The 17,778-nt window shown below is 70.8% G+C and carries 21 protein-coding genes and 1 pseudogene; 8 read left to right on the top strand and 14 right to left on the bottom strand.

The window, feature by feature from the left end; all coding sequences use genetic code 11:
* The first annotated feature begins 239 nt into the window (after positions 1-239).
* Together IE142_RS27170 and IE142_RS27165 are read left to right on the top strand one after the other, a co-directional pair.
* Complete coding sequence (locus IE142_RS27170; protein WP_191888197.1) at positions 240-1,109, top strand: metallophosphoesterase family protein; 870 nt, start codon at positions 240-242, stop codon at positions 1,107-1,109.
* Positions 1,106-1,786 carry a 4'-phosphopantetheinyl transferase family protein gene (locus tag IE142_RS27165; protein ID WP_043377689.1) on the top strand — a complete coding sequence of 227 codons (681 nt, stop codon included), beginning with the start codon at positions 1,106-1,108 and terminating at the stop codon, positions 1,784-1,786. The genes IE142_RS27170 and IE142_RS27165 overlap by 4 nt, the downstream gene beginning before the upstream one ends.
* A gap of 48 nt (positions 1,787-1,834) precedes the next feature.
* On the opposite strand, the gene IE142_RS27160 is transcribed toward IE142_RS27165, so the two are convergent.
* From IE142_RS27160 to IE142_RS27150, 3 genes are all read right to left on the bottom strand, one after another.
* Positions 1,835-2,071: a hypothetical protein gene (locus tag IE142_RS27160; RefSeq protein ID WP_191888196.1), complete on the bottom strand. Its 237-nt coding sequence runs from the start codon at positions 2,069-2,071 to the stop codon at positions 1,835-1,837.
* 135 nt (positions 2,072-2,206) lie between these two features.
* On the bottom strand, positions 2,207-2,746 hold the full coding sequence (locus IE142_RS27155; RefSeq protein WP_191888239.1) for a toxin-antitoxin system, toxin component: 540 nt from the start codon (positions 2,744-2,746) through the stop codon (positions 2,207-2,209).
* 32 nt (positions 2,747-2,778) lie between these two features.
* Positions 2,779-3,435 carry a helix-turn-helix transcriptional regulator gene (locus IE142_RS27150; protein WP_191888195.1) on the bottom strand — a complete coding sequence of 219 codons (657 nt, stop codon included), beginning with the start codon at positions 3,433-3,435 and terminating at the stop codon, positions 2,779-2,781.
* A gap of 225 nt (positions 3,436-3,660) precedes the next feature.
* Here IE142_RS27150 and IE142_RS27145 point away from each other — a divergent pair, with 225 nt between their 5' ends.
* Positions 3,661-4,323 carry an MmyB family transcriptional regulator gene (locus IE142_RS27145; protein WP_191888194.1) on the top strand — a complete coding sequence of 221 codons (663 nt, stop codon included), beginning with the start codon at positions 3,661-3,663 and terminating at the stop codon, positions 4,321-4,323.
* 45 nt (positions 4,324-4,368) lie between these two features.
* Here the strand turns inward: IE142_RS27145 and IE142_RS27140 are convergent, their stop codons facing one another.
* From IE142_RS27140 to IE142_RS27125, 4 genes and pseudogenes are all read right to left on the bottom strand, one after another.
* A complete protein-coding gene (locus IE142_RS27140) occupies positions 4,369-5,175 on the bottom strand; it encodes an ABC transporter ATP-binding protein (RefSeq protein ID WP_191888193.1) in 807 nt (268 codons plus the stop codon).
* Between the two features lie 11 nt (positions 5,176-5,186).
* Positions 5,187-5,975, bottom strand: a complete 789-nt coding sequence (locus IE142_RS27135; protein WP_191888192.1) for an ABC transporter permease — start codon at positions 5,973-5,975, stop codon at positions 5,187-5,189.
* Positions 5,972-6,745 carry an ABC transporter permease gene (locus IE142_RS27130; RefSeq protein WP_191888191.1) on the bottom strand — a complete coding sequence of 258 codons (774 nt, stop codon included), beginning with the start codon at positions 6,743-6,745 and terminating at the stop codon, positions 5,972-5,974. The genes IE142_RS27135 and IE142_RS27130 overlap by 4 nt, the downstream gene beginning before the upstream one ends.
* A pseudogene (locus IE142_RS27125) lies at positions 6,742-7,440 on the bottom strand (ABC transporter substrate-binding protein); the annotation flags it as partial. The gene IE142_RS27130 and the pseudogene IE142_RS27125, both read right to left, overlap by 4 nt.
* Positions 7,441-7,479: 39 nt before the next feature.
* Here IE142_RS27125 and IE142_RS27120 point away from each other — a divergent pair.
* Positions 7,480-9,135 carry a recombinase family protein gene (locus tag IE142_RS27120; RefSeq protein WP_191888190.1) on the top strand — a complete coding sequence of 552 codons (1,656 nt, stop codon included), beginning with the start codon at positions 7,480-7,482 and terminating at the stop codon, positions 9,133-9,135.
* A 262-nt stretch (positions 9,136-9,397) separates the two neighbouring features.
* A complete protein-coding gene (locus IE142_RS27115; RefSeq protein ID WP_191888189.1) occupies positions 9,398-9,631 on the top strand; it encodes a helix-turn-helix transcriptional regulator in 234 nt (77 codons plus the stop codon).
* Positions 9,632-10,145: 514 nt separating this feature from the next.
* Here the strand turns inward: IE142_RS27115 and IE142_RS27110 are convergent.
* Positions 10,146-10,325, bottom strand: coding sequence for a hypothetical protein (locus tag IE142_RS27110; protein WP_191888188.1), 180 nt, complete (start codon positions 10,323-10,325; stop codon positions 10,146-10,148).
* A gap of 147 nt (positions 10,326-10,472) precedes the next feature.
* On the opposite strand from IE142_RS27110, the gene IE142_RS27105 reads away from it, so the two are divergent.
* Entirely contained in the window at positions 10,473-10,718 is a 246-nt protein-coding gene (locus tag IE142_RS27105; protein WP_191888187.1) for a GntR family transcriptional regulator, read from the top strand.
* Positions 10,719-10,753: 35 nt separating this feature from the next.
* Positions 10,754-11,080, top strand: a complete 327-nt coding sequence (locus IE142_RS27100) for a hypothetical protein (RefSeq protein ID WP_191888186.1) — start codon at positions 10,754-10,756, stop codon at positions 11,078-11,080.
* Here IE142_RS27100 and IE142_RS27095 read toward each other — a convergent pair.
* Entirely contained in the window at positions 11,034-11,621 is a 588-nt protein-coding gene (locus IE142_RS27095; protein WP_229830905.1) for a hypothetical protein, read from the bottom strand. The genes IE142_RS27100 and IE142_RS27095 overlap by 47 nt on opposite strands.
* A gap of 312 nt (positions 11,622-11,933) precedes the next feature.
* Here IE142_RS27095 and IE142_RS27090 point away from each other — a divergent pair, with 312 nt between their 5' ends.
* A complete protein-coding gene (locus IE142_RS27090) occupies positions 11,934-12,494 on the top strand; it encodes a DUF5919 domain-containing protein (RefSeq protein WP_306432608.1) in 561 nt (186 codons plus the stop codon).
* A 50-nt stretch (positions 12,495-12,544) separates the two neighbouring features.
* Here the strand turns inward: IE142_RS27090 and IE142_RS27085 are convergent, their stop codons facing one another.
* From IE142_RS27085 to IE142_RS27065, 5 genes are all read right to left on the bottom strand, one after another.
* Positions 12,545-12,805: a hypothetical protein gene (locus IE142_RS27085; protein WP_191888184.1), complete on the bottom strand. Its 261-nt coding sequence runs from the start codon at positions 12,803-12,805 to the stop codon at positions 12,545-12,547.
* Positions 12,805-13,059, bottom strand: coding sequence for a hypothetical protein (locus tag IE142_RS27080; protein WP_191888183.1), 255 nt, complete (start codon positions 13,057-13,059; stop codon positions 12,805-12,807). Before IE142_RS27080 ends, IE142_RS27085 begins: the two co-directional genes overlap by 1 nt.
* Before the next feature lie 42 nt (positions 13,060-13,101).
* Positions 13,102-14,145, bottom strand: coding sequence for a peptidoglycan-binding protein (locus IE142_RS27075; RefSeq protein WP_191888182.1), 1,044 nt, complete (start codon positions 14,143-14,145; stop codon positions 13,102-13,104).
* 64 nt (positions 14,146-14,209) lie between these two features.
* Positions 14,210-14,683, bottom strand: a complete 474-nt coding sequence (locus tag IE142_RS27070) for a hypothetical protein (RefSeq protein WP_191888181.1) — start codon at positions 14,681-14,683, stop codon at positions 14,210-14,212.
* Between the two features lie 36 nt (positions 14,684-14,719).
* The gene (locus tag IE142_RS27065) at positions 14,720-17,752 is read right to left on the bottom strand and encodes a hypothetical protein (RefSeq protein ID WP_191888180.1); all 3,033 of its coding nucleotides are present in this window, start codon (positions 17,750-17,752) and stop codon (positions 14,720-14,722) included.
* Positions 17,753-17,778: the final 26 nt, after the last annotated feature.

Below are 17,778 nucleotides of genomic sequence, written 5' to 3'. Positions count from 1 at the left end.
CGTGCCCGGCCAGGGGGAGGAGGGACACCGAGCCGCCCTGCGCGAAGGGTGAATCGGGGCGGTGGTGTTGGGGCGATCATAGGGGTACGCACGCCTGCGGGTGCAAAGTGCGCCGCACGGACGCAGCGGCGCCGGTGCGGGGCGGCCGCAAGGCCCCGGCCGGGCGCGCGGGGCCGCGCTTGTGACCGGAGCCGGGATGTGATCTCGTGGCGTCGAACACGCGTCCCGAAGGGGTGGGTATGACGTCGACGACCGGTGGCCCGGGCCGCATGTGGGCCATCAGCGACCTGCACATCGGATACCGGGAGAACCGCGAGCTCGTGGAGGGCATGCGCCCCGGCTCCGATGACGACTGGCTCCTGGTGGCAGGTGACGTCGCGGAGACCGTCTCCGACATCCGCTGGGCCCTCGGCACCCTCTCGGACCGCTTCCGCCGGGTCGTGTGGGCCCCCGGCAACCACGAACTGTGGACCCACCCCAAGGACCCCGTCACCCTCCGCGGCGCCGCCCGCTACGAGCACCTGGTCCACGTGTGCCGGGAACTGGGCGTGACGACACCCGAGGACCCGTACCCCGTGTGGGACGGAGCCGGCGGCCCGGCGGTGGTCGCGCCGCTGTTCCTCCTCTACGACTACTCGTTCCTGCCCGCCGGGTGCGCGACCAAGGACGAGGGACTGGCCTACGCCCACGGCACCGGCGTCGTGTGCAACGACGAATTCCTGCTGCACCCCGACCCGTACCCGAGCCGCGAGGCCTGGTGCCGGGCCCGTGTCGCCGAGACCGAGCGCAGGCTCGCCGAGCTCCCCGCCGACCTGCCGACCGTTCTCGTCAACCACTACCCACTGGACCGGCACCCCACCGACGTCCTGTGGTACCCCGAGTTCGCCATGTGGTGCGGCACCCGCCTGACCGCCGACTGGCACCGCAGGTTCCGTGTCGACACCATGGTCTACGGCCACCTGCACATCCCCCGGACCACCTGGCACGAGGGGGTCCGCTTCGAGGAGGTCTCGGTGGGTTACCCCCGCGAATGGCGCAGGCGAAGCGGGCCGCCGGGCGCCCTGCGCCGCGTCCTGCCCGCGCCGGTCCGTCAGGAGGCGGACCGGTGATCGAGGAACTGCTCCCCGACACGGTCGTCGCCGTGGAGGCCCACGGCAACGACGACGCCGGTCATCTGCCCCTCCTCCCGCAGGAGGAGCCGCTAGTGGCGCGGGCGGTCGCCAAGCGGCGCCGGGAGTTCACCGTGGTGCGCTCCTGCGCCCGCCGGGCCATGGAGAAGCTGGGCGTGCCCGCGCAGCCCGTGCTCAAGGGCGAGCGCGGTGCGCCCGTCTGGCCCGCGGGGCTGACCGGCAGCATGACCCACTGCGACGGCTACTGTGCCGCCGCCCTGGTCCGCACCGCCGATCTGGCCTCGCTCGGCATCGACGCCGAACCGGACGGGCCGCTCCCGGAGGGTGTCCTGTCCAGCGTCTCGCTGCCCGCCGAGGCGGAGCGGCTGCGCCGGCTGGCCGAGGAGCGCCCCGGTGTCCACTGGGACCGGTTGCTGTTCAGCGCCAAGGAGTCCGTCTACAAGGCGTGGTTCCCCCTCACCGGGCGGTGGCTGGACTTCACCGAGGCCGACATCGAGATCTCCGTGGACCCCGGGGACCCGCGTGGCGGCACCCTGCGCGCCGCGCTCCTGGTGCCGGGACCGACCGTGGGCGGCCGGCGCCTGTCTCGTTTCGACGGCCGCTGGACCGCCCGGCAAGGACTGGTCGCGACGGCCGTCACGGTCCCCAACGCCTGAGTCGTCAAGACACCCGCGCCCCGATACCCCGAGGTCGCACCCGACCCGTCAGGAGGCCGGGCGCCAGCTCCGCAGCAGCCGGAAGAACGCCTCCTCGTTCCCCGCCAGCCCCGCGGCCCGCAGCGCCTGGTCCGCCTCGGCCAGTACGGAAGGCGGGACGACGACCGGACGGGGCGCACCGGCCGGTCCCGGCGCGGCGTCGAACCCGGCCCGTACGGTGTGCAGCAGCCGCAGGTAGGCCTGCACGGCCGCGCGTTCGTGATCGGTCAGTACGGCGGTGGTCATCGGTCGGTCTCCCCACAACGACGTCAGCGGTCACGCGCCGTCGCCCGGCGGCGGCACATCCCCAGCTTGCCGTCCACCACTGACAATCGAACCGGGACGCGCCCCGCACCCGGCCCGCACGAGCCGATCGAGGCATCAGCCCGGGTACCCCAGCGACGCGCCGATCCGGCCCGCCAGGTGGTCCCGCTGCACCGGCCCGCGCAGCGGCGAACCGTCCAGCCACGTGCGGCACTTGCTGGCCAGCAGCAGCCCGAAGGTCTCCGCGTCCTTCTCCTCGGCGAGGTCGAAGCGGGAGCGTGCGGCCACCGTGCGCACGGTGGCGCGCAAAGCCTCCTCGTCCCGGTCCAGGCCGTCCCCCTCCAGCAGCCGCGCCGCGACCACGCCGCCCTCGACGTGGTGACCGCGGTGCCCGGCCTTCATGTGCCACAGCTCGTGCCCGAGGATCACCAACTGGTGGTCGGGCGCGGTGCGTTCCTCGACCACGACCAGATCCTGCTCGGCCAAGTCGAGCCACAGGCCGCTGGCGGTGCCGGACGGGAAGACGGCCGTGCGGAACAGCACCGGACGGCCCCGGCGTCTGCTCATCGCCCCGCACAGCGCCCCGTACAGCTCGGCGGGCGGCGCCGGCGCGGGAAGCGTCAGCTCCTCGACCAGTTCGCCGCACAGGCGGCGCATCTCCTTGCCGATGCCCACGTCTCTCCCCACGCTCACGACTCGGGCCGCTTGACGCTCTCCAGGAGCATGTCCAGCCACTCGGCGACCTTGTCGCGGTGCTGGTCGGTGGGCAGTTGGGCGGCCCGCCAGGCGATGCCGCGCACACCGTGGTCCTGGAGCAGCCGCTCCAGGGGGTCCTCGGCGGCGGCCGTCGCCGCCCGCTCCCGGTCGGCGAGCTGCTGGAGCAGTTCCTGCTCGGTGTGCTGGAGCGCGACCGCCAGCGCCTCGGGGTCCTCGGCGGTCAGGAATCCGGCGTACACCCGGAAGAAGCGCTGGATGGCGTCGCAGTGCTCCATGGTGGGCCGCCGGTCGCCGTTGATGAGGGCGCCCGCCTGCTGCCGGGACATGCCGGCGCCGTCGGCGATCTCCTGCTGGGTGTACCTGCGGCCGTTGGGCTTGAGCCGGGTGCGGCGCAGCAGGTCCAGACGCTGCACGAACCGCGCCTGCACGTCGGGTTCACCGGCGGGCCGACCGCTCAGCAGCGCCGCGACCACGGGCTCGGGGACGCCTGAGGCGGCGGACAGGCGACCGATGTCGAAGACCTCGGCGTGCGGTACGCCGAGCCGGTCCGCGAGCGCGGTGACGCGGGCGACGACGGCGGGCAGCGCGGCCGTCGGCAGGGCGCCCGGACCCTCGAAGCCACCCGTCACCGACAGCTCTCCCACATCTCTCTCACAGGCTTTTCACAAGCGGTTGCCGTGAACTCCCCGGAGAGTAGCGCGCCGCTCGAACTCACATCCAGGTATCGCCACAACTGTGGCCTATTTCAGCCGTCAACAGGCACGAAATGCCACGATAGTTGACACGCCTCGCGTCGGGGCACCAGGATCGGGAAGCCGCGAGAAGGCCGCATAGGCAAGAGGGGTGACCTCCCGATGGCATTTCAGGCAGGAGGGCAGCGGCCGGCGCCGCGGCCCGCTCCCGCGACCCCCGAGGTCCAGGCGTATCTCCAGGACTACACGGCTCTCCTGGAGGCCGTCCCCTTTCCCTCGCTCGTCGTCGACCACCGCTGGGACGTGGTGCTGACCAACGGCGCCTTCCGGACACTTTTCCGGGGCGCCGGACCGCACCCGACGGCCATGCCGGGCGACAACTTCCTCAGGTTCGTGCTGTTCCACCCGGACGCGTCCGCGGTCCTCGGGGAGCACGAGTCGAGCTGGTGCCTGCCCATGCTGGCGCACTTCGCCGCCGCCCTGGAGCGGTACGGCCACGACCCGGGCCTGCAGGCCGTCCGCCGCGACATCGCCCAGGACCCCATCATGGAGGCGGCCTACCGCCAGGGCCTGCCGCACTGGATCCGTGCCGTCGGCGCGGAGGCCGTCGAACACGACGGCGCCGTACGGCCGCTGCACCACCCGGACCCGCGCTGGGGCACCACCCACTGCCGGGTCGTGGTGGAAACGCCCAGGGTTCTGGGAGAACTGGGCTGCACCCGGTTGACCCTGGTCCTTCGCGAGCCGCGCCGTACCCCGCCCCGTGCCGCGCGCCCCCGCCGCACCGCGGCCGCCCACCTGAGGGTGGTCCCGGCCCCCGAGTGACCCACAGCGCGGGCCGCCCGGAGCCGGAGGGCGCCGCGGGGAGTGTCACCCCTGCCGCGGCAGGGGTGACTTGACCGGCCGTTCCGTCCCGCGTTTCGCCGCCTGGATCTGCTCGTACACACGGGTGCGCAGCTCGGCGAAGCGCGGGGCCACCCGCGTGTGCACCTGGTCCCGCCCATGAGGCAGGTCGACCTTCAGCTGCTCCCTGACGACGGTGGGGGAGGCGGACAGCACGACCACCCGTTCGCCCAGGTAGACGGCCTCGTCGATGTCGTGCGTGACGAAGAGGATCGTCATCGAGCGCTCCCGCCACAGCCGCCGCACCAGGTCCTCCAGGTCGGCGCGGGTCTGCGCGTCCACCGCGGCGAACGGCTCGTCCATCAACAGCACTTCGGGCTCGTAGGCCAGTGCCCGGGCGATGGCCACCCGCTGCTGCATGCCCCCGGACAGCTGCCACGGGTACGCCCCGGCGGCGTCCGCGAGTCCCACCGAGCCGAGCGCGTCCGCGACCAGCTCCCGGCGCCGCGCCTTGCCCAAACCTTTCCGCCTGAGCGGCAGTTCGACGTTCTCGCCGACCCGCATCCACGGGAACAGACTGCGCCCGTACTCCTGGAAGACGAACGCCATCCCCGGCGGCGGGCCGTCCACCTTCCGCCCCGCCAGGAGCACCTCGCCGGCGGTCGGCCGGAGCAGCCCGCCCACACACCTCAGCAGCGTCGTCTTGCCGCACCCGGACGGGCCGACCAGGCACACCAGTTCCCCGGCCGCCACGGAGAAGGTCAGGTCGCGCACCGCCTCGACGCGCCGCCCCGATCCCTCGTACACCTTCTTCAGGCCGCGTACGTCGAGCATGGACCGCCCTTTCAGGAGCTTGACCCGGGCCGCCGGGCGGCGGCACGCAGACCGTGGTACCAGCCGAGCGCCCGCCGCTCGACCAGCCGGAAGAGGGCCGACAGCACGAAACCGAGCAGACCGAGCAGCAGGATGCCGGTCCACATGCCGGGGATCGCGAAGGAACGCTGGAACTGCACGATGGTGAAGCCGAGCCCGTTGCTGGCGGCGAACATCTCGCTGATCACCATCAGGATGATGCCGATCGACAGCGCCTGGCGCAGACCGGCGAAGATCTGCGGGCTCGCTGAGGGCAGCACCACGTGCCGCAGCCACGCCACCCCCGTGACCCCGTAGGAGCGGGCCGTCTCGGCCGTCACCGCGTCGACCGCCCGGACCCCCTCCACGGTGTTGAGCAGCACCGGCCACACACAGCCGGCGGCGATGACCACGATCTTCATCGTGTCGCCGATGCCCGCGAAGAGCATGATCACCGGCACCAGCACCGGCGGCGGCACCGCGCGCAGGAACTCCAGCGCCGGCTCGCACACCGCCCGCACCCGCCGGTAGGAGCCGACCAGTGTGCCCAGCGCGACGCCCACGACCGCCGCGAGTGCGTAGCCGGCCGCGAGCCGCAGCACGCTGGGCAGTACGTCACCGCGCCACCGCTCGCCCGTCCACACGTCCGGGAAGGTCTCCAGGACGGTGGCGAGCGGCGGCCAGTACACGTCCTCGCTGCCCGCCGAGGCCACCCACCACACGGTCACCAGCACGGCCGGCAGCGCGAACACGAAGACCAGCCGCAGCAGCACCCGCCTCACACCGCCACCTCCCCGCGCACCGACTGGTGCCAGGCCAGCGCCCGTCGCTCCACCGACCGGGCCCCGACGTTGATCAGCAGTCCCAGCAGGCCGGCGACCACGATCAGCGCGTACATCTCGGGCACCGCCTGCGAGGTCCGCGCCACTGCGATCCGGGCGCCGAGTCCGGGCGCGCCGATGACCAGTTCGGCGGTGATGGCGAGGATCAGCGCGACGGCCGCCGCGAGGCGCACGCCGGTCATGACGTACGGCAGCGCGGTCGGCCACAGCACGTGCCGGACCCGCGCCCAGGGGCCGAGACCGTAGGACCGCGCCGTCTCCTCGGCGACCGGGTCGACGTCCTGGACGCCGTAGAGGACCTGGATCAGCACCTGCCAGAAGGAGGCGTACACGACCAGGAGCAGCACCGACCTCAGCTCGGTGCCGTACAGCAGTACCGCCAGCGGGATCAGCGCCACCGACGGGATCGGGCGCAGGAACTCGATCGTGGACGCCGTCGCCTCGCGCAGGTACGGCACCACGGAGAGGACCACCCCGATGACGATCCCCGCGCCGATCGCGATCGCCAGGCCCAGCGCCCACCCGGTGAGGGTGTCGCCGAGCGCGGTCCAGAAGGAGCCGTCCGCGATCTCCGTGCCGAGCGCGTCGGCGATGCGGCTGGTCGGCGGGAAGTAGTCCTCCTCGACCAGGCCGAGCCGCGGCACCGCCTCGCCCAGGGCGAGGAAGGCCGCGAGACCGGCCGCCCCGAGTGCGGCGTTCGCGCCCCTCACGGCAGCAGCTCGTCCAGATCCGGCGCCTTCTCGAACAGGCCGTCCTCCCGGCCGAGCTTCGCCAGCTCCTCGATCGCGGCGCGGTCGGGCTCGGCCGGCCACTTCGGCAGCGTCACCTTCGCCACCACGTCCGCCGGGATCTTCGTGTACGTGGTGACGATCTCGCGGACCTCGTCGGGGTGGGCGTCGGCGTACGCCAGGGACTCGGCGGTGGCCTCCTGGAACTTCTCCACCGTCTCCGGGTTCTCCTGCGCGTACAGGGTGGAGGTGAAGTACATGGCGACCGTGAGCTTCGGCGCGATGTCGATCATGGGGTTGGCGATCTCCCGGCCGCCCTGGCTCTTGACGGTGGCCAGCGCCGGTTCCACCACCATCGCCGCGTCGACCCGCCCGGCGTCGAGCGCCGCCGGCATCTGGTCGAAGGCCAGCTCGACCAGCTCCACCGCGTCCGGGTCGCCGCCCGCCTTGCGCACCGAAGCCCGCACCGCGGTCTCGTTGATGTTTCTCAACGTGTTGATCGCGACCTTCTTGCCCTCCAGCTCCTTCGGCGATTTGATCGGACTGTCGCCCTTGACGGTGAGAGCTTCGAAGTCCTTGCCCACCTCACCGGTCGAGGCGATGCCGTTGGCCACCGCCTTCACCGGCACGTCGTTGGACCGGGCGATCATCAACGACGTCACGTTGCTGAAACCGAACCACTGCGAAAGTGGCCTTTAATCTGGCAGGCTGACGACGTGTCCAGGAACCTCAAGGCCACCAGCGCCCGCCGCATCGTCCGCTGCTTCGCGTACACCCGTATCAGCGAGGACCGCGAAGGCGCTCACCTCGCCACCGAGCGGCAGCTCGACGACATTCGCGCGCTCGCCGAGCAGCTGTCCACGCCGACCGTCGAGTACCGCATCGTCAAGGCCTACTCGGGGAAGCCGCGCCCCGATTACAAGGACATGCTGCAGCGGCTCCGCGACGGCGAGGCCGACTGCGTCTTGGCCTGGCACACCGACCGCCTCCACCGCTCCCCGGTCGAGCTGGAGGAGTACATCGACGTCTGCTCGCCCCGCACCATCGACACGCGCACCGTGAAGGCCGGCCACCTCGACCTGTCCACCGCCACCGGCCGGATGATCGCCCGGCAGCTTGGCGTCCAGGCCCGCTATGAGGTGGAGCGGATGATCGAGCGGTCGAAGAGGGCCCGCGATCAGAAGGCCAGCCACGGTGAGTACAGCGGTGGGCCTCGCCCCTTCGGGTACGAGCCCGACGGGGTTACCCCGCGGACTCTCGAATGCCCGCGCTGCCACCTGCAAGGCCCGGACGGGTTCACGATGCGTCGCACGTGCGAGGACTGCGAGGTGGTCGGCCGGTTCACGCGTGATCTGGTGTGCCAGGCTTGCGACGCTCGGGATGCGCTGTGCGTGGACTTCGTCTGTGACGCGTGCCAGGTCCCTGCCGGGTTCGCCGAGGGATCCGAGGCCGCCCTTGTCCACCCGGCTTTGGAAGGGGTCGTGGCGGGGGTGTCGCTGAGGAGCACGGCCAAGGGCTGGGCGACCCGGGGCGTAGTGTCCAGCCGTGGCAAGACGCCTGACGTCAACCAGGTGCGGACCATTCTCCTGCGGCCCCGTAACGCCGGGTTCCTTCAGCATCGAGGACAGATAGCTGGCAGGGGCGATTGGATGGCGCTGGCCGATGAGGCGACGTGGCGTAGCGCTGTAGCGGTCCTCCAGGACCCGAGCCGGTACACGTCCGGGACGAACGTCCGGAAGTACCTCGGCAGCAACATTTACGAGTGCGCCGAGTGCGGCACCGGAAAGCTGACTGGGTTTCCGCGGGCTGTGGTCCGCAGCAAGAAGATCCGCGAGCGGCAGAGGCGCACGGGCGTGGGGCCTGCTCCGGTGAAGAAGCCGGCGTACCGCTGCGACAGTGGATGCGTGATCCGGGACGGTCAGAGCCTGGACGACTACGTGCAGCTGCACCTGATGAGGCGACTGCAGGAGCCCGACGCCGCCGCTCTGTTCACGCGGCGGGCTGAGCCGCAGGTCGACGTGGTCCAGGTGCGCCGGGACATGCGGCAGGCCCGGCAGAAGCTGGACGAGTTGGCGGAGGCGCTGGGTCGGGACGAGATGGACATGCAGGAGTGGCGTGTCGCGTCGGGTGCGGCGAGGAAGCGTCTTCAAGCCGCCGAGGACGTGCTGAAGGAGGTCGTGGCGGCGAACCCGGTCGCTGAGCTGCTGGCGGCGGACGATCCGGTGGAGGTGTGGAACGACACGTTCGACCTGTCGCGGCGGCGGGCGGCGATCGACTTTGCGATGCAGGTCCGGGTGGGGAAGGCGCGGCCGGGGCGGCAGCCGGATGGAACGTATTTTGACAAGTCGACGATCGAGATCAAGTGGAAGTAGGGCGGCGCCCCCGGACGCATGTCGGGGGGCGCCTTGGCCGGGCCGCCGCAGCCTGGGGGGCAGTACGGCGGTCGGCCAGTTCGGGGGAGGGCGTGGTTCCACCCTCGGCGGAGCGGGTTGCCGGAGGCAAGGTCCCTATTCGGCGTGTCAATCGAACGGGTGTTTCCTTACCCGAGGGGGTTGCGGTCGGGCTGAAATCCGCTCTCTGAAATGTACCAACGATGGTACAGACACCGATCGCGGCGCCTACCAGCGTGTATGCGTGCCATCCGATCCGCTGCCCGCTTGGGTACCAGCCCGCCGACGCCAGATCGGAGACCGTATTCGCGCCGTCCGCACCGAGCGGACGCTGTCGCAGGAGAAGCTCGCCGAACTCGTCGACTTGGACCGTAAGACGATCAACCGGATCGAGCAGGGCGCCTACTCCACACTCCTTGACCACCTGCTGCTCATCGCTGACGTTCTCGACGTGCCCCTCGCGGACCTCGTCCGCTGACGGGCGGCTGCCCTGGGGTGCTTCGGCACGGGCAGCCGCCCCTTCTGGCCGACACTGGAGTCCCCGGCATCCCCTGGCTGGCTGCCAGGAGCTTGAAGGAGCGGGCCGCCTCCGACGGGGGACGGAGACGGGCCGCTGGGACCGCTACCGGCTTGGCCGGCGTACGAGCCGGGAGCGGAACTCTGTGGCGCCGCCGCCGTAAGGCGTCGAACAGGCACCGGTGTGCCCGGGCGGTCGGCAGCAGTGCAGTTGACGCGGCCCGAACTTCTGCCAGCAGTAGCCCATCTCGTGGCCCGGTTTCATCGGCGCCCCTTTCTGGTCGCTGGTGTCTTGGCCGCGCAGCCGCGGCCGGGACGGCATCGGTAGACGTCGACGTCCAGGCAGACGGCGCCTATCTGTCCGCGGGCTCGGCCAGCAGGGACGCCGCCCGTGGCGAGGGATGCGCCACAGAGGACGCAGGCCCACCCGGAGTACACGGCGCGGCTGAGGCTGGCCGCGTTGGGCAGCGCGGTGCTCACTGGTCCTCGTAGGGGGTGAGCTTGTAGATCCGGACGCAGTGCACGCAGGCGTAGTGCATATCTCCGCTGCCGAGACGAATCAGCCGGACGCCCTCTGAGAAGCGGTCGTGCCAAGAGCAGTAGCCGTAACTCGTGGGGGTGCCATCGGCGGCCTGGTTCTGCGTACTCTCTTCCATGTCGACTCCTTCGCAGTCGGCCACGCCCCCGGACCGGTCGCACGGTCGCGGGGGTTCTCTCTCTTCCGACGCTACTCCGCTTGTCAGGTGTTGTCAGGTCACGTCACCCGACGGGAAGCACCGTCGTATGCCTCCTACGGTCGTTTTATGACCGTGGACCTGGACGGGCCAGACCCGCTGTACGAGCAGATCGCGACGGTGCTCACCGCGCGCATCGCTGACGGCACCTACCCGCCGCGCCGGCGCATTCCGTCCGAGGCCGCGATCTGCGACGAGTTCTCCGTGTCCCGGCCGACCGCGCGGGCCGCTGTGCAGCTGCTCGTCGAGCGCGGGCTCGTCCGCACCGTCCGGGGCAAGGGCTCCTACGTGGTTGACGAGCCGCCCCGAGCCTGACTCCGTGTGAGCGGCACGGCCGGTAGCCTTCCGCCATGGACGACGCCGCGACGCCGCAGCCGTACATCGATCCCGACTCCGACCACGACGACCGGCCCGTGTGCGGGATCTGCCCCTCGCTGCGGTTCCCGCGCGACGCCTTCGTCATCTACGACCGGCCCTCCTGGGAGTGCCCGTTCGATCCGGCCGACGGCCGCCGGTACACCGCCGACCGCACGCCAGCCTGCGTCCACCCGCACAAGATCGGGCTGGAGCCAGACAGGCAGGCCCCGCCCCCCAAGCCGCTGGAGGCGGAGCCCATCACAGGCCGGTCGGTTACGCTGCGGCGTAGTCGATGGTGGAGGCCATCCCGCGCTCGGTGATCCCGATCGTCGCGTACTTCTCGTCGAGGATCTGGCGGCGCCGCTCGGCCTCCGGCTCGTCGATCCAGTACCGCTCGTCGACCGGGCCGAATGTCGCGCGGTACGCCTGGTGGGTGTAGTCGCCGAGTCGCCACGCGCGGCCGGCCTCGTGCTCCCGGACGGTGCTGTGCACGAACAGGCGGCCCGTGCGGGCCTGCACCCGGGACAGGGCGGTGAACTGTGCGCACAAGGCGTGCACCGCGGTGTCGACCGGCACCGGCACGGGCAGCTCGGCCGCCAGCTCGTCGCCGTCGGTCATCTCGTACACCGCCGACTTGAGCGCCATGACGCGCAGCGCGTCGTCGATGAGCGGCGGTGCGTCGCGCTCCACGTTGTACTCGGGGATGAGGACCTGGCCGTAGTCGTCGGTCCAGTCGCTGCTGTACTTCTTGCAGCCGTCGAGGACGGCGGGCATCTCCGGGTCCGCCATCCATGCGGCGTGGATCTCGCGGGCCCGCTCGGCGACCTTCTCCGGCGCGGGACGGGTCAGGGTGATGGCCACTGCTACCTCCGTGTTGGGGGGTTGCTGGTGCCCGTCATCGTGGATCGCCGGTTGGGACGGTTGTACTGACGATCAGGGGCCATTCGGGACGGCACGCGCTACCGTCCCTAAACGGCCCAAGTGTCCTGGGGGGAAGCCTTGAACAAGGAACTTCAGCGCGCTATCGACGCCGCCGGAATCAGCCGCTCCCGCCTCGCCCGTAGAGTCGGAGTGAGCAGCAAGACGGTGGATCGCTGGATCACGGACCCAGCCCGCGTGCCCCACCCGCGGACGCGGGATGACGTGGCTGGGGTGTTAGGAGTTGATGCAGACGTGCTGTGGCCGAAGATCCGGAGCGTCGTGGCGCCCGGCCCGGACCGGGAGATCGTGGCGACGTACCCGTACCGCAACGCCTGCCCGACCGCAGTGTGGTCCCGCCTCTTCGATGGCGCGAAGCGGGACATCACCTACGCTGGGTACACCAACTACTTCATCTGGCAGGAGCAGCCCCGAATGCCGGAGCGACTGGCGGCGAAGACGGAGGCAGGCTGCGCGGTGCGGTTCCTGGTCGGTGACCCCGAGTCCGAGGTGACGCGCCGGCGGGAAGCCATCGAGGCGGTACCGCTCACGGTCAGCACCCGCATCCAGATCACCCTCGATGCGCTCAGCCGGATCGAAGACGGTGCGGTGGAGGCGCGGTTGAGCGATCAGCACATTGCGCTGTCGGTGTTCCGGTTCGATGACGAGATGTTGGTGACGCCGCACCTGGCCAACCTCCTAGGACACGACTCGCCACTACTCCACCTGCGCCGCCGGGGCGCCGGCGGCCTGTTCGACCGGTTCGCCGAGCACGTCGAGGCGCTGTGGAGCGACGCCCGACCGGTGACGGCGTAGCCAGCAACGACAAAACGGCCCCCACCGCCCGAAGGCGATGGGGGCCGCGATCATCGGACGAAGAGAGCGAGCGCTCCGGTGGCCGCACCGGCGACGCCCGCAAGGACGCCGATCGTCGGGAGCGGCCAGCGGGCGCGTTCGAGGGTGCGGAGCCTAAGCTCGTGGTCGGCGATGTCGCCGCGGATGTCCTTGGTCTCGTCGAGGAGGCCGTCGAGCTTGGCTTCGATGCGGCCCACCGCCTTCGCCAGATCCCGTACCTCCTGGTACGTCTGCGCCGGGCTGATGTACACGCCCGGATCGGGCGTGACCACTAGACCCCCTTGGCGAGGGACGCGCTGTTGGTGACGTCGCGGACGCGGGCGAACAAGCCCTTCAGCAGGGCGCCGGCCGCGCCGACGCCACCGACGAGGGCGGCCCACCACATGGACGCATCCAGCGGGGTGGTGACGGCGATGCCGCCGATGAAGCTCTGCAGGAACGTCGACAGCACGCGCTCCAGGAGGTCACGGGCGTAAGTGCTGGCGGTCTTGACGACGGTCTGGCCGTCGAAGTGGAGTTCGGGCATGGGGCAGCCTTTCTCAGGTACGGGTGCTGGTGTTGGGTCGGGTCAGGAGAGGAGGAGCCGCCAGGTGAGCGGTCCGGGGTAGCCGTCGGGGTCGCCGCTGAGCAGCGGGTGGGAGCGCTGGAAGTCGGCGACGTTGCGGCGGGTGTGCTCGGTGAAGCGGGGGCCGGCCTGGTAGCCGTTGCCGTCGTGGTGCCGGGTCCAGCCTCCGCGGATGAGGCCTTCGTCCAGCGTTTCCACGGCGGGGTGGGTCTTGCCGAGGGCGAACGCGGACCGGCCCGGGAACGGCGGCGGGGTCTTCGCGGGGGTCGTCTTCTTCGGGGCTGCCATGAGCCGCTTCCACGTCTCCGGGCCCGGGTAGCCGTCGGCGTCGCCGCCGGTCCAGCCCTGCGCCTCCTGGAACGCCTCAACAGCGGCCTTGTCGACCTCGGTGAAGCGAGGACCGGGACCGACCCGGTAGAACTCGCCGTAGCCGTGGACGGTCAGGCGCTCGCCGAGCTTGGTCACCGCCGGGTGCGACTGCCCCAGCGCGAAGGCCCCGCGGCCGGGAAACGACTTCCCGTCCCACCCCGCGGGCACGGTCCCGCCGGTCGGGGCCTCGTAGCCGTCCGCGGGCATGCCGTCCTGCACCCAGGCGTAGAGGATGTCGCCGGGACACTGGGTGGCGATGCCGTCGCGGTGCCCGCGCATCGTCAGGGTCCGGCCGGCCCGGCGGCAGCCCTCGTCGTACAGGGCGCGGGCGGTCGCGAGGGCCGCCGGCCTGGGCTCCTGGTCGCCGCCGATAGCGATTTGTACCGACAGGCCGGACACGTTGTGGCCGGGGCAGTGTGCGCTCTGGCGGTCCCACCCGCGGCCCTCGTAGGCGTTGCCCGTTTGGTCGACGACGAAGTTGTAGCCGATCCCGGCCCAGCCCTTTGCGTGGTGCTGGCGGTCGATGGCCTGCGGCACCGCGTTGCCGGTGGCGCTGATGTGGTGTGCTCCGTCGTAGTGGACGAACCACTCGTGGCGCTGGCTCGGGGCGACGTAGGCCGGAGTGCCGTTCCAGGGCCTTGCGCCCCACTCGGCCCGGCTGATGATCGTGACGGACAAGAGGCCCTCCGAGATGAGGAAAGCCCCGGCCGGGCGGCACGGGGCGAGAGGAAGCGGGCAAAGCTCAGACAGCGCCCTCGTACACACCCTGACCGCGGATCGCCATGCCCGACGTCCACGCCCACGGGCTGATCGAATCCACCAGTCCAGGTGATGCGATAGCGACGCCGTCCGGGCGCCCCGACGCGATCTCCAGGCCGATGCTGCCGGTCGTGATCATCCGGGCGCGGGCCATCGCGCGGGCCGACCCGGACCCGTGGAGGTCGACGAAGCCGGCGGCCTCGATCAGGCTGGGTGCGTTGATGGGCAGGGAGAACAACCAGTTGTCCGCCGCGTCGGCGTTGGCCCCGAAGTTCGTCGTGCTGCCGAAGACAATATTTATTCGCCAGAAGACGGTTCTCGCGGACACCGCGTAGGCGCAGTTCACCGTCGCGTTGCCGTAGGACGGCAGATGCAGGCCGGACGACGTCGTCCACGTCGGTGTCCACGGCTGCCATGTCGGCGAGATAGACAGGAGCCGGGTGGCAGTCATGCTCATGCCCGGTTGCCAGGGCTCATAGGGCACAGGGGCCTCCTACAGGGCGAGTTGAGTGGGGTGGGCGAGTCGCAGCCCAGTGGCCGCCGTATGGCTCTTGCTGATGCCGTTGACGGACCGGGCGACCGTGAACGTCTGGGCGTCGACGGCCGTGTCCTCAACCGCCTCAACGCGCATGACCTCACCACCCGCAGTGACCTCGAACGGAAAGTCGCGCGGGCTTCCGCCCGCCGGACGGAGGGTGACCTGCTCGACGACCAGGGTGTCGGTGACCGGCGGGAAGTCAGGGATCGTCGGGACGAGGCTCGCCGTGACCGCGCCGGCCGGTGCCGGGAACGTCGCCTCGAACCACGTCCACGTATCCGCCACCACCAGCTGGCTGTTGCTGCTGGTCGTCAGGTACGCGCTCGTGCCATCGAACCAGTTGACGTTCAACGAGATCGCCCGACCGCTGACGCATCGCAGCCAGCCGGAGGCGACGTACCCTGCACCAGCGGTGACCGGCAGCGGTGTGCTACTCGCGTTCGGGAACTGCGACGCCCCGTCAGGGGTGATCTGCAGCGACCACTCGCCCCAGGTAGGGACCGGTCGCGGAGTGGGGATCCGGGCGAGGCTCGCGCCGGCCGCCTCCCATCCCGCCAGGCTCTCCTCGAAGGACGCGTTGCTGTTGAGAGCCGGGTTGGCCTGCACCCACAACGGCCCGTCGGTGACCCGGACTGGGATGGCGGTCTGGGTGGCGTCGATGGCGGCTGCCAGCTGCGATCCGTCGGTGTCCACCCGTCCGAGGATGGGGTCGTCCACGACACCGACCCGCCACGGTCCGGCCGGTACGCAGTCGAACGTGATGGACCATGTCCGGGGCAGCAACTGCTCCTTCAGGCCCATGACCATCAGGTCGACGTCGTTGGGCGCCACCCACTTCGGCATGTTCGTCAGGCGGATGACGTCGCCCTCGCGCATGGCCAGCACCGCCGGGATCAGCGAAGGGTGACGGTGGAGGTTGACGGTGACGGCCGGGTAGCGGGGCTCGTCCCACGTCCCCAGGTGCAGCTCCCAGTGGGCTTTGCCCTCGGTCTGGTCGTCGCTATGCAGGGAGAGCGTGATCGAGTCGTCGTAGACACCTACGCCGTCCGGCGGCTCCTGCACGGACAGCGGGCCGGAGGCGAGGACGACTCGGGCGGACCCTCCCTTTGCTCGGGTCACGGTGACGTCGTTGCGGATGGAGGTGTCGTCGTCTACCGGGTCCAGCGGCCCGGCGATTTGACCCTGCGCGTAGTCCAGTACGAGCGCCGGGGTCTGCGAGTACAGGGTCGACCGCGGCCGGTAGAGCAGCTTCAGCGCCGTCTGATCCTCGGTGAGCATGCCACCGTCCGCGTCCGCCGCAGTGCGGACCAGCCCTAGCACGGGCGCCATCTCCTGATGGCCCACCGGCTCTGTAGAGGACGGCGGACCGGTCAGCGTGACCGGGATACCCTCCTCCTCGGACAGGCGGAGCATGCGGTCGCCCGCTGTCTCGCCGGTCCAGGCGACGATCGCGTTGTCGTAGGCGGTGGTGTAGAAGTGGTCCCAGACCGAGATGTGGCCGATCGCCATCCCGTTCAGGTCGGAGTGGTAGCCGCCGGGGGGTGATGCGACGCCGGTCGGTCGTCCGGTGGTGCCGGTCACCGTGTTCTCGTAGAACCCTGCGTCGCCGCCGACGTCGGTCCATACGAGGGCGTAGTGGATGCTGCTGCCTTGCTGTTCGACGGAGAAGCGGCACTTGACCCACTCGCCGAAGATGTCCCGGCTGGTCAGGATCGTTCGGTCCACGAGGGTTTCCCCTTCGTAGCCCAGGCCGAGCAAGCGGGAGTCATCCGGGCCCATCTGGATGTACCACTGGCGGATGGTGCCGGTGGTGGAGATGTGCATAAAGGTTCGTCGGGCCGCGGGGACTTGCGGCATCCGGTACATCCAGACGACCGACCAGGCGGGCAGGCTGGCCCAGCTCCTGTTGCGGACGGGCCCGGACATCCACGCGGTCTGGCCGGTCTGCGCGTTGATGGTGGGCAGCGGCCCGGATGAGGGCAGCGTGCTGTCGGCGGCCCACTGCACGTTCGTGAACTTTAGTGAGTCGCCGCCTGGGAGCGGCGAGTAGGCCCGGGTAGCGTTCTGCCCCTCTTCCATCGGCCAGTACGCCATCGGGCCGAAGGAAGGGATGCGGCGGCGCAGCGCCGAGTCCAGCGGCTTGGTGCCCCGTCCGAGGCGCCGCAGGATCCCGGCCGCCTGCACGGGCACCCACGCGTCCGCGCCACTGGCCACCCACTTCTGTGGCCACTCGCTGATCTCACCGATGAACCGGTCCACACGGTCGCGGATCTCGGCGCCCCCGGCCACAGTCCAGGCGCGGCCAGCAGAGTCCGTGAAGCCGCTCGCGCTGGCGGCCTGAGACCGGAAGTCGGGGCTGGCCGCCACGGCGTTGCCAGCGCCACGGACCTCGGCCCGGTAGACACGGCCGGCCACAGGTGGCCGTGTAGCCGACGCGTCGTCCTGGCTGGGGGCGATGAGGAGCGGTGCCGTGCTGACGAACAGACCGGTGGTGAGCGGGTTGGGCAGGGTGACGTCCGAGCCGATCTGTGTCCAGGGCCCATCCAGGGACTCGGCCCAGTAGTGGCGGACGATGGCGCCGCCGGTGAGCGTGACGCGCAGTGCGGCACGGCGGGGCAGCGCGGGCAGCCACTGCGCCTGGAAGGGGCCGACCGTGCCATCGCGGGCGCCGTGGAAGTACAGCGCTCCGGCTTCGATCCGCATGTGGTAGCTGCGCTGACCTGCGGCGCCCCATTTGCCGATGAGCATCTGCGGAGCGGTGGCGTACCAGTCCGCCTCTCCCTCCCACCGCAGGTCCAGGTCCATGGTGAGGTCGAGGGAGGCCACGTCCGGGGTGGACGCGTAGGCGGCCGGGTCGCCGTCGAGCTGGAGGTAGGACTCGTCGCCGGGCACCGATAGCCGCACGCGCGTATTGCGGCCGATCTTGCCGTAGTACGGAGACATCGGGTTGCGCGGGCTGTACTTGCCGCCCTTGTTGTTGATCGTCATGGGCACTGATGCTTGAGCGGCCGTTG

The organism is Streptomyces mutabilis (assembly GCF_014649815.1).
Taxonomy (GTDB): Bacteria; Actinomycetota; Actinomycetes; order Streptomycetales; family Streptomycetaceae; genus Streptomyces; species Streptomyces mutabilis.
The sequence above is the reverse complement of the archived record's forward strand: the minus strand, read 5'-3'. Positions and strand labels throughout refer to the sequence as shown.